The following is a 14,226-nucleotide window of genomic DNA, read 5'->3' as shown; positions in this document are numbered from 1 at the left end:
TACAGGGGATGCCGCTGCAATCCCTGCCCGAAATACATCCTCCCGCGATCACTCTGGTATCACAGTAGGATCAATTCAGTTTGTATTTCAGCTCCATTTCCTTCAGCTCAACAAGCAATTCCTTGCTTATCTCCACCTTCTGCTTCCTGCTGGGCATATTCAGTTTTACCTTTTCCTCTACATCGTACATGGTAATATGCAACTGCTTATCCCCTTCATGCATTTTCAGCAGATCCTTTAAGTCTTTTATTTTATCCTCTTTTAACTCCTCTATAGGGATCTGAAGCGTTAATTTCTTCGCCTGAATCCCCATTACATCATGCAACAACTGTATATTGCTATATTGCAATCTAGGTTCTCCCTTCTTTCCGGTTTCTCTGTTCACCCATCCTTCTCTCACGTAAACCCGGGCATAGATAAACGAATTTGGGATGAGCAAATGCCTGTACTTGAGGTATTCCTCTCCAAAGATCTTAAACTCGAAACTATCTTCGTAATCTTCCACGGTAAAAATAGCCCAGCCTTTCCCCGCCTTACTCTCCCTATGCTGTACTTCGCTCACCACTCCACCAAAGGTTAATTCGCGATTTACAAACCGCTCCAGATCGTTAAAATCACTCACCTTACAACTACAGAAACTCTCAATCTCTGTCTTGAAATCATCCAGCGGATGTCCGGAAATATAGATCCCAACCACTTCTTTCTCTTGCTTGAGCTTTTTCATAGTACCCCATTCCTCACAGGGTGGTACTTCGGGTTCAGGTATTTGCACCTCACTGGCATCGCCAAATAAACTAACCTGCGACGAATTCTGAGTTTCCTGGTATCGTGCGGCGTATCGCAGTACCTTTTCAAAGAACATCACGCCATCCCCATCTGCATGCATATACTGCGCCCTATGGGTATCGAAACTATCAAAGCCCCCGGCCAGCACCAGATTTTCGAAGGCTTTTTTATTAGCAGCCCTCAGGTCGATCCTCTTCGCGAGATCGAAAATGCTTTTGTATTTACCGTCTTTTCGGTTCTCCACTATAGTGGCCACCGCGTTTCCTCCAACACCTTTTATGGCTCCCATCCCAAAACGTATCGCGCCCTGGTCGTTTACAGTAAACTTGTAAAAGGATTCATTCACATCGGGGCCTAGAACTTCAAGCCCCATCCGCTTACATTCCTCCATAAAGAAAGTTACCTGTTTTATGTCGTTCATATTGTTGGAGAGCACAGCCGCCATATATTCGGCTGGATAATGGGCCTTGAGATAGGCTGTCTGGTATGCTATCCAGGCATAACAGGTAGAATGCGACTTGTTGAAGGCATAACTGGCAAAGGCTTCCCAGTCCTTCCATATCTTTTCCAGAATTTCCGGATCATGACCATTGGCTGCTGCCTGCTCGATGAATTTTGGCTTCATCTTGTCCAGTACCGCCTTTTGCTTTTTCCCCATGGCCTTTCGCAAGACATCGGCTTCACCCTTGGTAAAATTAGCCAGCTTTTGAGAGAGCAACATCACCTGCTCCTGGTAGACCGTAATTCCGTAGGTCTCCTTCAGGTATTCCTCCATTGCGGGCAGGTCGTAACTTATCTCTTCTTCCCCGTGTTTCCTCCTAATAAAACTAGGGATGTATTCCATGGGACCTGGCCTGTACAAGGCGTTCATGGCAATAAGATCTGCAAACACCGTTGGTTTGAGCTCCTTCATATGCTTTTGCATCCCAACAGATTCGTACTGGAAGATACCCACTGTCTCCCCTCTCTGGAACAACTCGTAGGTCTTTTCATCATCCAGAGGGAAATTATCGGGATCCAGCTCTATACCGTGTTTGTGTTTTACGATCTTAACCGTATCCTTTATCAGGGTAAGGGTCTTTAAGCCCAGGAAATCCATTTTCAGCAATCCGGCACTCTCCACCACCGAGTTATCGAATTGGGTGACGTACAGATCGGAATCTTTTGCCGTCGCTATAGGCACATAATTGGTAATATTGTCGGGCGTGATTATTACCCCACAGGCATGTATTCCGGTATTCCGCACCGATCCCTCCAGTACTTTTGCCTGCTTGATGGTTTCGGCTTCCAGGTCTTCTCCTTCAGCCAGGTTAAGTAGTTCGTTCACCTTCGGGAGTTCATCGCTTCTAAACTTTGCACGCAGCTCCTGATCACTCAATCCAAAGATCCTGTTCAGCTTGGTCATATTAGGGATGAGCTTGGCAATGCGATCTGCGTCGTTAAGCGGCAGGTCAAGTACTCGGGCAGTATCGCGTATAGACGACTTCGCTGCCATAGTTCCGTAAGTGATGATCTGCGCCACCTGGTTCGAACCGTATTTTTCGATCACATAGTCCATTACCTTACTTCTTCCCTCATCGTCAAAATCAATATCGATATCGGGCATACTCACCCGGTCCGGATTCAGGAAGCGCTCAAATAGCAGATCGTACTCAATTGGATCAATATTCGTTATTCCAAGGCAATAGGCCACGGCACTTCCGGCCGCCGATCCACGACCTGGCCCCACCGAAACGCCCATTTTACGAGCTTCAGCAATAAAATCCTGTACAATTAGAAAATAACCCGGATACCCTGTATTTGCTATAACTTCCAGCTCGAAATCCAGGCGCTGTCTAATCTCATCAGTGAGTTCTTCGTATCGCTTTTTTGCTCCTTCATAAGTAAGATGTCGCAAGTAGGCATTCTCCCCTCTCTTTCCGCCATCGGCATCGGCTTTATCATAAAACTCCTCCGGGATATCAAAATTGGGTAGTAACACATCTCTCATGAGTGTGAAAGGCTCAATTTTTTCGATCACTTCAGCGATATTACTAATAGCTTCGGGAAGATCCTCAAACAGCCGCTTCATTTCGTCCTGCGACTTAAAATAATATTCCTGGTTTGGAAGGCCATATCTATAGCCCCGGCCCCGGCCAATGGGCGTTGCCTGTTTCTCACCATCCTTCACACACAACAAGATATCATGAGCATTGGCATCTTCCTTATTGATGTAGTAAGTGTTGTTGCAGGCTACAAGTTTAACGTCGTGCTTCTTCGCCAGGGCGATCAAAGTTTCGTTCACCCTGCGTTCGTCCTCCTGTCCGTGACGCATGATCTCCATATAGAGATCGTCCCCAAACTGCTCTTTCCACCAAAGCAAGGCTTCTTCCGCCTGTTTCTCACCAATATTGAGGACCTTCGAAGGCACCTCCCCATACAAACTACCGGTAAGGACGATGATGTCTTCCTTATAGGTTTCCACCACTTTCTTATCTATTCTGGGGACATAATAAAAACCATCGGTATAAGCAATGGAAGCCATTTTCGCCAGGTTGTGGTAGCCGTTCTTATTCTTCGCCAGAAATACTATCTGGTAGCCGTTGTCTTTATGAGATTTATTGGTGTGGTCTTCACATACAAAGAACTCGCACCCCAGAACGGCCTTTAAGGCTTTATGCTGTTCGTCCTTGGCCAGAGATTTGTTATAATCGTTCACCGCCTTCACAAAATGAAAGGCTCCCATCATATTACCGCTATCGGTTAGGGCGACTGCGGGCATCTTGTCCTCCACTGCTGCCTTCACCAGGTCCTGGGTAGAGGAGGTGGACTGCAGTATGGAAAACTGCGAATGATTGTGTAAATGAGCAAAGCTGGTCTCCTCCAGTACAGCGATATTCTCATCTATCTCTTCGGAAGTTATCTCGGCGGGCTCTGCCGCTGCCTGTTGTTTCTTTCTAATGGCTTCCGAAGCCTTTTTCAGGTTGATATGTTTTAAACCTATTAATTCGATGGTGCCCGGGTTCTCCTCCCCAAACCTTTCGAAATAATCCGGTTGCACATCCAGTTCTTCCACAGTGAAGATCTGTCTGCGTACCAATTCGAAAAAGCAACGTGCAGTAGCTTCCACATCGGCTGTGGCGTTATGGGCCTCGGCAAAAGGTTGCTCGAACAGAAACTGATGTAACTCGGTTAGCGTAGGCAATTTGAATTTTCCGCCCCTACCTCCGGGCAACTGGCAAAGCTGAGCTGTTGTTTCGCTACAGGTGTCCAGTACCGGCATACCGGGAAAAGGATTCTCCACCCCTAAACGGTAGAATTCGGCTCCCATGATACTGAGATCGAAATCCACATTTTGTCCCACCAGGAATTTCGCCTTTGCGACTGCCTCCAGGAAGTGGTTAACTACTTCCTCCAGTGGTTTTCCATTTTCCATGGCAAGATCTGTAGAAATACCATGTATCTTCTCGGAGTCGTAAGGGATATTGAATCCCCTGGGTTGTACCAGATAATCCCCGCTCTCCAGAAGATTTCCCATGGCGTCGTGCAACTGCCAGGCGAGTTGTATACAACGTGGCCAGTTATCACTGTCACTTAAAGGTGCATCATAGCGTTTAGGAAGCCCGGTGGTCTCTGTGTCGAAGATTATAAACATAAATACTTAGCCAATGGAACGCCGAAAAGCCTCGGCGAGAAATGATATGGTAAAAATAGAATTTTAAGCGCTTAAAGCGAAGTAAAGTTGTAAACAGTTTGATGCACTTATAAACAAAAAAACCGGACTAGTTGTCCGGTTTTTAATAGGTTATTATCGGTTAGTAGGTAACGTTAAACTGCCCCTGGGATATCACATGATCCATGGTGAGAAAAGAAAATGTGCCTCTTATGGAACGCCCTTGTGTATCATGCTCTATTACAGTTATATTTCCACTACTGGCGTCCTGGGTAACACCCTCCGGATCTGTATACTTTCCAGAAAACCCATCAAGTGTTATATCGTAATTTCCAGTACCGGCATCTACCGCTATATTAAGATCGATCATTTCGGTTCCACTGATACCCTGTATACGAATACTAATTTCGTCCCTGGACCCAACAACATCGGGTGGAAGAAAATCCTCACCATCTACTCGTGCGAAAAGGGTTCCTGTTCCCAGGCCGGGATCTGGTATCTCGAAGCCAAGATCATAAGGAACTTCATAGAACACTCCTCTTTGGGCGTATAATGTGTCCACTCCCGGGATATAGGCTATAAATCGAAACGTTCCACTAAGGGTTCTTTGGGCGGTATTATTATTATTTATCACTATTACACCTTCTCCATCGGGATCTGTATGGTACAGCCTGCCATTGAAGTCCTGAAATGATGCATAAACATTAGGACTGTCTTCGATTGTATAAGTTCCCAATTCTGTAGAAGGTACTCGCAGGGTAAGGACCTCATCGGCTGTAAGGCCTTGTAATATTATGCCATTACCTCCGGGAGTCTCAGCTCCCCGGGCATCGGTCGCTTTGAAAAAGACATCGTCCAGCGATCCCTGCATGGCAGGTGAATTCAACTGGGTGTCTTCACAGCCTAAGAAGGCTACTGCTGCGAATATGGTTAAAATAATCCGTTTCATGGTTATTTGGGTAAATAGGTTCCCGACAAATATAAAAGAAAAGTTTAATCTTTTGTATTTCAACTAATAAATATAGTATCTTTGCCGTCCTTAATTATAACCGGGGTCGCGTACCCCACAATTTAATTACTATATGCCTGTAAAGATCAGATTACAAAGACACGGTAAGAAAGGGAAACCTTTTTACTGGATCGTAGCGGCCGACAGCCGCGCGAAAAGAGATGGTAAATACCTTGAGAAATTAGGTACTTACAATCCTAATGTCAACCCTGCAGAGATCAATCTCGACATTGATGGTGCAGTACAATGGCTTCAAAACGGGGCACAACCAACCGATACAGCAAGAGCTATCCTTTCTTACAAAGGTGCTATGCTGAAAAAACACCTTGCAGTAGGTGTTCGTAAGGGTGCTATTACCGAAGAGCAAGCCGAAGAGAAATTCAACAACTGGCTGGAAGAGAAAGCGAAAGCTGTAGAGGCTAAACGCGCTAATCTTGCCGATGCGCAAGCAAAAGCTAAAGCCGAAGCACTTGCTGCTGAAAAAGCAGTGAACGAAGCTCGTGTAGCGGTTGCAGAAGAAGCAGAAGCTACCGAAGAGGCAGTTGAAGAAACTCCTGAAGCTGTAGAAGCAGCGGCTGAAGAATCTACCGAAGCCGTAGAAGAAGTTACGGAAGAGGCTACTGAAGCTACTGCCGAAACTACCGAAGAAGCTGCAAAAGAAGAAGAATAAGCTTTAAACGATGCAAAAGAAGGACTGTTTCTTCGTTGGCAAAATCGTTAAAAAATATAGCTTTAAGGGCGAGTTACTTGTAAAATTAGATACAGACGAGCCCGAACAATTTCTTGAAATGGAATCGGTTTTTGTTGAAAAACACAAAAACCTGATTCCATTTTTTATTGACTCTCTTTCCCTACATAAAAGCGAACTCCTTAGAGTAAAATTTGAAGAAGTGGACAGCGAAGAGGATGCAGATTCCCTTTTAGGTTCAGAACTTTACCTCCCCCTGAACCTGTTACCACAGCTAAGCGGAAATACATTCTACTATCACGAGATCATTGGTTTCTCGGTAAATGATGTAAACTTCGGAACGGTAGGAACGATTTCGGGAGTTAATGACAGCACAGCTCAAGCTCTTTTCGAGATAGAACGTGACGGGAAGCAGATCCTCATCCCTATTTCGGATGAAATAATCGATAAGGTAGATCGAAAGGCCAAAACCATCCACATCCAGGCACCCGAAGGCCTCATCGATATCTACCTGTAATGAGCACCGCCTTTCAATTCAAACAATTTGTGGTAGAACAGGATCGCTGTGCCATGAAAATAGGTACAGATGGTGTGCTATTGGGCGCATGGACCTCTCTCGAAACCCACCCGGAGAGCATCCTGGACATTGGTAGCGGTACCGGAGTGATCGCTCTGCAATTGGCACAACGTAGTGTAGCAGAGACCATAGACGCCATCGAACTGGACCCCGATGCTTACGAGCAGTGTTCAGAGAACTTCGAAGCCTCCCCATGGAATGACAGGCTCTTCTGTTACCACGCATCTGTTCAGGAATTCGCAGCAGAAATGGATCTAAAATATGATCTCATCGTATCTAACCCACCTTTTTATACCGATGAATATAAAACGAACGATCCGGCCCGAGACCAGGCGAGATTTACAGACACCCTTCCGTTCGAACATTTATTTCTCTGTGCTATCCAGCTACTATCTTTAAAAGGTACTTTTTCGGTTATTGTTCCGAAGAAAGAACATGAAAACGTTGTGCGTATTGCCGCGCAGCACGGGCTACACCCTAAGCGTATCTGCGAAGTTCGTGGCACACCAAATTCAGAAGTAAAAAGAATCCTTATGGAATTTGGCCGGGAAAAATACAGATCGCCGGTAACAGAGCAACTCACTATCGAAAATGGCCGGCACAACTACACCCAATCCTATATACAACTAGTGAAGGATTTTTATCTGAAAATGTAGGACAATCCCCCCGCTATTTTTACATTTGTAGACCAAAATTTCATTCCATGAAACCCGATCTTTTCGAATCTCCCGATTATTATAATTTAGACGACCTTTTAACCGAGGAACACAAACTTATTCGTAGCGCAGCCCGCGATTGGGTGAAGCGGGATGTTTCTCCTATCATCGAAGAAGCAGCTCAAAAAGCCGAATTTCCTAAATCCATCATTCCCGGTCTTGCAGAAATTGGTGCCTTTGGCCCCTACATTCCTGAGGAATACGGAGGTTCCGGCCTGGACCAGATCTCTTATGGGATCATCATGCAGGAAATAGAACGCGGGGATAGCGGCGTTCGTTCCACGGCTTCGGTACAATCGTCGCTTGTTATGTATCCTATCTGGAAATACGGTACAGAGGAGCAACGAAAAAAGTTCCTGCCTAAACTTGCTACAGGGGAATGGATGGGATCATTTGGTCTCACGGAGCCGGACCACGGGAGTAACCCAGGGGGGATGGTTACCAACTTTAAAGATAAAGGTGATCATTACCTGCTTAACGGTGCTAAGCTATGGATCTCCAACTCGCCTTTCTGTGATGTAGCGGTGGTGTGGGCTAAAAGTGAAGAAGGACGAATTCACGGACTTATAGTAGAACGCGGCATGGAAGGCTTCAGCACCCCGGAAACTCACAATAAATGGTCGCTTCGTGCATCGGCAACCGGCGAACTTATCTTCCAGGATGTTAAGGTTCCGAAGGAAAACCTTTTACCAAACAAATCCGGATTGGGAGCCCCACTTGGCTGTCTCGACTCTGCCCGTTATGGCATTGCCTGGGGTGTAATTGGTGCGGCTATGGATTGTTACGACACCGCCCTTCGCTACGCCAAGGAGAGAATACAATTTGGAAAACCTATTGCAGCCTTTCAGCTACAGCAAAAGAAACTGGCAGAAATGATCACGGAGATCACAAAAGCACAATTGCTGGCGTACAGATTAGGACAGCTAAAAAATGAAGACAGAGCAACTTCCGCTCAAATCTCCATGGCAAAACGCAATAATGTGGATATGGCCATAAAAATTGCACGTGAAGCCAGACAAATTCTAGGAGGTATGGGAATTACCGGAGAATACAGCATCATGCGACATATGATGAACCTGGAAAGTGTGATCACCTACGAAGGGACACATGATATTCACCTACTTATTACCGGATTGGATATTACAGGGCATAATGCCTTTAAATAATAATAGATTATTGTTTCTGAATGGCTCCTCTTCGGGAGCCATTTTTTTTATGGTTTGCGAAAGCAGTTTCAAATTGTATCTTTAGCAAAAGAAATCGCATGTCATCCCGAAAACGCTTTGCGAGGGCTTTCAAAGAAGCTCCTCGAATCCCCTTCGACGATTCTTCCAAATTTATAATCTTTAGCGATTGCCATCGCGGAGACAATAGTTTTGCAGACGATTTTGCCAATAACCGAAACACATACTATCACGCCTTATTACATTATTATAACGAAGGATTTACCTATTGCGAACTAGGGGATGGAGACGAATTATGGGAAAACCTCGAATTTAAATCCATCTTCGAGGCTCATAAGAATGTGTACATCCTCATGATGCAATTCTATCGGGAATGCCGCCTCTACCGCTTGCTTGGCAATCATGATATGGTGTATAAAAACGAACGCTATGTTGAAAAACACCTGCATAGCTATTTCGATAAGATAACCGGGAAGGATGTGCCCTTGTTTCCGGGAATTAAATTCACAGAGGGCCTTATCCTGGAACACATCAATACAGGGCAGGAAATATTTATGCTTCACGGTCATCAGGCGGATCTAATGAACTATGCGTTTTGGAAGTTCAACCGATTTATGGTTCGGGCCTTATGGAGACAATTGCAGATCTTCGGGATTGGAGACCCAACGAGTCCGGCAAAGAACTACAGGGAATTAAAGAAAGTAGAGCGCCGTACCAAGAACTGGATCATAGAGAACGATAATATCTTCACCATCACAGGCCATACCCATAGACCTCGTTTCCCCGAACCGGGTGAGATCGCTTTCTTTAACGATGGCAGTTGCGTACATCCCCGCAGTATAACAGGAATTGAGATAGAAAAAGGGGAGATCTCGCTTATAAAGTGGCACATAACCACTACAGAAGACGGTACATTAAAGGTGAACAGGAAGTTATTGGAAGGACCAAAAAAGCTTATTTCCTATAAGACCAATTAACTTTCAGGGGCCAGCTGTACTTTTAGACCGTCCAATTGAGGTGTGATCCTAATCTGGCAGCCTAATCTGCTGTTATCTTCCACATAAAACGCTTCGGCGAGCATAGCCTCTTCTTCATCACTTTTTTTGGGTAGCTCATGGTTGCTCAATACATAGCACTGGCAGGAAGCACACATAGCCATACCTCCGCAAACGCCTATGGTGCCTTCAGGAGCGAGCTCATAGGACCTAACTATCTCCATCACGTTCATATTCATATCGGTGGGAGCATCGACCAGGTGTTCCTCTCCTTCACGGTCGATTATGGTAATTTTTATGTCCTGCATTATTCTATGGCTTTTACAACAGCCTTAGGGGCCTCCTTCTTACTTCCGTCGAAACCTTCAACCCCACCCACGGTTGTGTATTTCATAACATAGCGCTTATCGGGATGAATTCGCTGATAGGCACTTTGACACATTAGGGTCGCTTCGTGAAAACCACACAAGATCAGCTTGAGTTTTCCAGGGTAGGTATTTACATCTCCAATGGCGTAGATACCAGGAATATTGGTTTGGTAGTCCAGGGAGTTATCCACTTTAATGGCGTTCTTTTCTATTTCAAGTCCCCAGTCTGCTATAGGCCCTAATTTTGGAGCCAGGCCAAAAAGAGGTATAAAGTGATCACAGGGCCGATTAAAAATTTCGCCATTTCTTTTTACAGAAACAGCTTCTACTTTTTCGGTACCAGTTATATCCACCACTTCTGCCGGAGTGATAAGCTCTATTTTCCCAAGGTTTTTTAACTCCTGAACTTTCTCTACGCTATCCAACGCTCCACGGAATTCATTTCTCCTGTGAATTAGAGTCACGCTTTTTGCCACATCTGTTAAGAAAATGCTCCAATCCAGTGCAGAATCGCCACCACCTGCTATCACTACATCTTTATCTCTGTACATTTCGGGATCACGAATTATATACTCAACCCCGTGATCTTCATATTTTACGATATTGGCAATAGGAGGCTTTCTTGGCTCGAAACTTCCTAAGCCACCAGCAATTGCCACCACAGGAGCCCGGTGCTTTGTTCCCTTATTTGTAGTTACTATAAAGGTGCCGTCTTCCTGTTTATCTATAGTCTCTGCTCTTTCACCTAATGTAAATCCAGGCTGGAAAGGTTCTATTTGTTTCATCAGGTTATCCACCAGTTCCCCCGCCAGAATTTCGGGAAAGGCAGGTATATCGTAAATAGGCTTTTTTGGATAGATCTCGGAGCACTGTCCTCCTGCCTGTGGCAGCGCATCGATAAGATGACATTTAAGTTTTAGTAGTCCTGCTTCAAAAACGGTGAAAAGCCCCGTGGGGCCAGCTCCTATTATTAAAATATCAGTATTGATCATAAAAAAAATCGTTCGATTTGAAGCGCAAACTTATTCGCTTTTTATCTTTCAAAAAATGACAGTTCTCATTTATACACTCAGTACGGTTTCTATCTGAGGTGCATGTTTTTTAATGGTCATCTCCACACCACTTTTCAGGGTCATCTGGTTCACACTACATCCCACACAAGCTCCTTCCAATTGTACCTTCACAATTTTTCCATTATCGATAGAAACCAAAGAAATATCCCCACCGTCACTTTGAAGAAAGGGACGGATCTCATCCAGGGCTAATTCGATCTTTACTTGTAATTCCTTATCTGTCATCTTTATTTCTTTACGGCACTACATCCGGCCATAGTTGTTATCTTAATTGCTTCGGTTGGGGGAAGATCTTCGTTTCTTCTAACAGTCTCTTCCACCACTCTGCGTGTTACTTCCTCGAAAGCGGTTTCGGTAGAGGTTGCCACCTGCAGTGCTGCCGGGTGTCCTACATCGCCGGCTTCACGGATGCTCTGTTCCAACGGGATCTCTCCCAGGAACGGCACTTTAAGATCTTCGGCTAAATTCTTTGCACCTTCTTTTCCGAAGATATAATATTTATTCTCCGGTAGTTCGGCCGGAGTAAAATAGGCCATATTCTCTATGATGCCCAACACGGGAACTTGTATACTTTCCTGCTGAAACATCGCCACCCCTTTACGGGCATCTGCTAGCGCTACGTTCTGTGGCGTGCTTACTACTACCGCCCCTGTGATAGGAAGGGATTGCATGATACTCAAATGAATATCACCCGTACCGGGAGGTAGATCGATTAACATAAAATCCAACTCCCCCCAGGCAGCATCGAAAATAAGCTGATTAAGTGCTTTCGCCGCCATAGGACCTCTCCAGATCACTGCCTGGTCCGGCTTGGTAAAAAACCCTATGGATAATACTTTCACCCCGTAATTCTCAATGGGCTTCATCTTACTCTTGCCTTCTATTTCTACCGATAAAGGGCGAGCTTCGGCCACATCGAACATAATAGGGATAGAAGGGCCGTAAATGTCGGCATCCAGCACCCCTACCTTGAATCCCATTTTTGAAAGGCTTACGGCTAGATTTGCAGTTACTGTAGATTTACCCACACCTCCTTTACCCGAGGCAATGGCTACAATATTCTGAATCCCGGGAATAGGCTTTCCTTTGATGAGGTTAGGATTTGCCTTGGCCTGGGCTTCCACTTTGATATTTACCTGTACTTTGGCTTCTTCCGAAACCTTTTCTTTTATAGTTTTAATGATATCGGCTTCTGCCCGTTTCTTAATGTGCATGGCAGGGGTGGACATAACAATATCCACCACTACCTCATCGGCAAAGGTCATAACATTCCGTATGGCACCACTCTCCACCATATTCTTTCCTTCGCCAGCTATGGTAACCGATTCCAGTGCATTTAGTATATCTTGTTTCTTAAAACTCATACTGTTCTGTATCAACTAATTTAGATTAATTCTAAAGTGCAAATATACGCCTTAAAGTTTGTAAAATAAAGGGTAGATATCGATTTGCTTTATGGCAGAATTAAAGACTTTTTATTTCACGACCTTCAGTCGCGCAGAACCCACTAAAGCTCTTTTCCCGGATCCCAAAACAGGGTATCGAAATTAAGGATCTGGTTGTCCTCAACCTCTACTCCTTCACTTTCCAGCAATTGCTGCATAAGGTTTGTCCCGTCAAAATGATGTTTCCCCGTAAGCAATCCTTTGCGGTTAACAACCCGATGCGCCGGGATATCGGGATCATTGTGGGAAGCATTCATCGCCCAGCCAACCATACGTGCACTCCCTGCCGCGCCCAGGTACCTTGCGATGGCACCGTAGGAGGTAACACGCCCGTAAGGTATCTGTTTAGCCACCTGGTAAACCTGTGTGAAGAAGCCTTCAGATTTCATGTTAAAAGTCGTTTAAGATCTTAATGAAGGTGATCACTGAAATCACAGCGGTGATAAAACCAATTATATAATTCATGTTCCATTTACGCTTTTTAGGTTCTTCTTTTCTTCTGAAGAACTGCACATATACTACCAACATGGCGAAAGTACCCATTCCCGATGCGAGGACAGCAGCCCAGATCCCGGGTTGTTCGAAAGTGAACCACCCAAAACCTGCGAATGTTATACTAATATAGACCCAATAAGGCAAGGGTAATAAATTGAGCACCGCCAGCAACATGCCTGCGAAATAACGATTCGTCTTAGATCGGTTCATATCCTCCGGCAGAGGCCTGCGTGTATCCTTGGCAATAAAGAAAAAGTAAATGGTAATACAAATAAAGATTCCCAGGGCCACCTTTTGTAACATATCCACATATTCGGGATGCTTGTCGAGAAATCTTGCAAAAATAAGGGCAACATAGGTTTGTAACATCACCGTTACGCATACACCAATGGAAAACATTAACCCCTTTTTCCTGCCCTCCTTCATACTGATCTTTGCGGCCGACATATTAAGGAGGCCTGGGGGGATCACCCCTACAAAAGCTGCCAGAAAACCAATGAGGAAATTTGTTACTAGGGTCATTAATAAATGGTTGGATGGGTTAAATTATAAAAGCTATTTCAATTTAAACCGGATGTAGGTGATTTTTTTTCCTTCTTCTAGATACTGGCTTTCATAATATGTCTTGATGGAAGTTACTTCTTCCGGCGTATAATCGTTACCGTAAACGTCGTGATGTGCATATAAAACCTCATGTCCCAGCCCTTGAAGAAGACCCAGGGTATACCCATGCATGAACTCACTATCGGTTTTTAAATGAATGATGCCCTCCGGGATCAGGATCTTTTTGTAAAGTTCAAGGAACTTCGCGTTGGTAAGCCGGTGCTTAGTCCGTTTGTACTTGATCTGCGGATCTGGAAAGGTGATCCAAATCTCATCTACTTCGTGCTGCCCGAAGAGATGGTCTAGTAGCTCTATCTGGGTTCGTAAAAATCCAACATTAGGTAGTCCGTCGTCTAAAGCTGTTTTGGCGCCCCGCCATAGCCTGGCACCTTTTATGTCTACACCAATGAAGTTTTTTTCGGGATACTTCTTCGCCAGGTTTACGGTATATTCGCCCTTACCACATCCAAGTTCCAGGACTATGGGGTGTTCATTCTTAAAAAATTGTTTGCCCCATTTTCCCTTTAGATCAAAGGTGTTGGACAGTATTTCATCGCGTTCCGGCTGGATCACATTGGAAAAGGTTTCATTCTCCCTGAATCGTTTTAATTTATTCTTACTTCCCAAAAGTGACG

General features: G+C 44.8%; 14 protein-coding genes. 5 read left to right on the top strand and 9 right to left on the bottom strand.

Annotated features, from left to right (window positions below; all coding sequences use genetic code 11):
* Positions 1–70: 70 nt before the first annotated feature.
* Both dnaE and C5O00_RS06840 read right to left on the bottom strand, forming a co-directional pair.
* Positions 71–4,420 (bottom strand): DNA polymerase III subunit alpha, encoded by a 4,350-nt coding sequence (dnaE, locus tag C5O00_RS06845; protein ID WP_105216085.1) that lies wholly within the window; start codon positions 4,418–4,420, stop codon positions 71–73.
* 160 nt (positions 4,421–4,580) lie between these two features.
* Entirely contained in the window at positions 4,581–5,387 is an 807-nt protein-coding gene (locus tag C5O00_RS06840) for a DUF6252 domain-containing protein (RefSeq protein ID WP_105216083.1), read from the bottom strand.
* 133 nt (positions 5,388–5,520) lie between these two features.
* Here C5O00_RS06840 and C5O00_RS06835 point away from each other — a divergent pair, with 133 nt between their 5' ends.
* From C5O00_RS06835 to C5O00_RS06815, 5 genes are all read left to right on the top strand, one after another.
* Complete coding sequence (locus C5O00_RS06835; RefSeq protein WP_105216081.1) at positions 5,521–6,117, top strand: 30S ribosomal protein S16; 597 nt, start codon at positions 5,521–5,523, stop codon at positions 6,115–6,117.
* 10 nt (positions 6,118–6,127) lie between these two features.
* Positions 6,128–6,652: a ribosome maturation factor RimM gene (rimM, locus tag C5O00_RS06830; protein WP_105216080.1), complete on the top strand. Its 525-nt coding sequence runs from the start codon at positions 6,128–6,130 to the stop codon at positions 6,650–6,652.
* Complete coding sequence (locus C5O00_RS06825) at positions 6,652–7,368, top strand: tRNA1(Val) (adenine(37)-N6)-methyltransferase (RefSeq protein WP_105216079.1); 717 nt, start codon at positions 6,652–6,654, stop codon at positions 7,366–7,368. Before rimM ends, C5O00_RS06825 begins: the two co-directional genes overlap by 1 nt.
* Positions 7,369–7,415: 47 nt before the next feature.
* Complete coding sequence (locus tag C5O00_RS06820; protein ID WP_105216078.1) at positions 7,416–8,594, top strand: acyl-CoA dehydrogenase family protein; 1,179 nt, start codon at positions 7,416–7,418, stop codon at positions 8,592–8,594.
* A 98-nt stretch (positions 8,595–8,692) separates the two neighbouring features.
* Entirely contained in the window at positions 8,693–9,589 is an 897-nt protein-coding gene (locus tag C5O00_RS06815; RefSeq protein ID WP_105216077.1) for a metallophosphoesterase family protein, read from the top strand.
* Here C5O00_RS06815 and C5O00_RS06810 read toward each other — a convergent pair.
* The 7 genes from C5O00_RS06810 to trmB form a co-directional block, all read right to left on the bottom strand.
* The gene (locus C5O00_RS06810; RefSeq protein WP_105216076.1) at positions 9,586–9,915 is read right to left on the bottom strand and encodes a 2Fe-2S iron-sulfur cluster-binding protein; all 330 of its coding nucleotides are present in this window, start codon (positions 9,913–9,915) and stop codon (positions 9,586–9,588) included. The genes C5O00_RS06815 and C5O00_RS06810 overlap by 4 nt on opposite strands.
* Positions 9,915–10,967: an NAD(P)/FAD-dependent oxidoreductase gene (locus C5O00_RS06805; RefSeq protein WP_105216075.1), complete on the bottom strand. Its 1,053-nt coding sequence runs from the start codon at positions 10,965–10,967 to the stop codon at positions 9,915–9,917. The genes C5O00_RS06810 and C5O00_RS06805 overlap by 1 nt, the downstream gene beginning before the upstream one ends.
* Positions 10,968–11,036: 69 nt before the next feature.
* The gene (locus tag C5O00_RS06800; protein WP_105216074.1) at positions 11,037–11,273 is read right to left on the bottom strand and encodes a NifU family protein; all 237 of its coding nucleotides are present in this window, start codon (positions 11,271–11,273) and stop codon (positions 11,037–11,039) included.
* 2 nt (positions 11,274–11,275) lie between these two features.
* A complete protein-coding gene (locus tag C5O00_RS06795; RefSeq protein ID WP_105216073.1) occupies positions 11,276–12,412 on the bottom strand; it encodes an Mrp/NBP35 family ATP-binding protein in 1,137 nt (378 codons plus the stop codon).
* A 143-nt stretch (positions 12,413–12,555) separates the two neighbouring features.
* Positions 12,556–12,882: an MGMT family protein gene (locus tag C5O00_RS06790; RefSeq protein ID WP_105216072.1), complete on the bottom strand. Its 327-nt coding sequence runs from the start codon at positions 12,880–12,882 to the stop codon at positions 12,556–12,558.
* A gap of 1 nt (position 12,883) precedes the next feature.
* Entirely contained in the window at positions 12,884–13,510 is a 627-nt protein-coding gene (locus C5O00_RS06785) for a LysE family transporter (protein WP_105216070.1), read from the bottom strand.
* A gap of 33 nt (positions 13,511–13,543) precedes the next feature.
* Positions 13,544–14,218, bottom strand: a complete 675-nt coding sequence (trmB, locus tag C5O00_RS06780) for a tRNA (guanosine(46)-N7)-methyltransferase TrmB (protein ID WP_105216068.1) — start codon at positions 14,216–14,218, stop codon at positions 13,544–13,546.
* Positions 14,219–14,226: the final 8 nt, after the last annotated feature.

It is taken from the genome of Pukyongia salina, from assembly GCF_002966125.1.
In the GTDB taxonomy this organism is placed as follows: domain Bacteria; phylum Bacteroidota; class Bacteroidia; order Flavobacteriales; family Flavobacteriaceae; genus Pukyongia; species Pukyongia salina.
This window is presented reverse-complemented; position numbering and strand designations above follow the sequence as displayed.

Bases quoted from the DNA above. Each gene is read 5' to 3' on its own strand.
- dnaE (WP_105216085.1), bottom strand. From the start codon at position 4,420: ATGTTTATAATCTTCGACACAGAGACCACCGGGCTTCCTAAACGCTAT.
- C5O00_RS06840 (WP_105216083.1), bottom strand. From the start codon at position 5,387: ATGAAACGGATTATTTTAACCATATTCGCAGCAGTAGCCTTCTTAGGC.
- C5O00_RS06835 (WP_105216081.1), top strand. From the start codon at position 5,521: ATGCCTGTAAAGATCAGATTACAAAGACACGGTAAGAAAGGGAAACCT.
- rimM (WP_105216080.1), top strand. From the start codon at position 6,128: ATGCAAAAGAAGGACTGTTTCTTCGTTGGCAAAATCGTTAAAAAATAT.
- C5O00_RS06825 (WP_105216079.1), top strand. From the start codon at position 6,652: ATGAGCACCGCCTTTCAATTCAAACAATTTGTGGTAGAACAGGATCGC.
- C5O00_RS06820 (WP_105216078.1), top strand. From the start codon at position 7,416: ATGAAACCCGATCTTTTCGAATCTCCCGATTATTATAATTTAGACGAC.
- C5O00_RS06815 (WP_105216077.1), top strand. From the start codon at position 8,693: ATGTCATCCCGAAAACGCTTTGCGAGGGCTTTCAAAGAAGCTCCTCGA.
- C5O00_RS06810 (WP_105216076.1), bottom strand. From the start codon at position 9,915: ATGCAGGACATAAAAATTACCATAATCGACCGTGAAGGAGAGGAACAC.
- C5O00_RS06805 (WP_105216075.1), bottom strand. From the start codon at position 10,967: ATGATCAATACTGATATTTTAATAATAGGAGCTGGCCCCACGGGGCTT.
- C5O00_RS06800 (WP_105216074.1), bottom strand. From the start codon at position 11,273: ATGACAGATAAGGAATTACAAGTAAAGATCGAATTAGCCCTGGATGAG.
- C5O00_RS06795 (WP_105216073.1), bottom strand. From the start codon at position 12,412: ATGAGTTTTAAGAAACAAGATATACTAAATGCACTGGAATCGGTTACC.
- C5O00_RS06790 (WP_105216072.1), bottom strand. From the start codon at position 12,882: ATGAAATCTGAAGGCTTCTTCACACAGGTTTACCAGGTGGCTAAACAG.
- C5O00_RS06785 (WP_105216070.1), bottom strand. From the start codon at position 13,510: ATGACCCTAGTAACAAATTTCCTCATTGGTTTTCTGGCAGCTTTTGTA.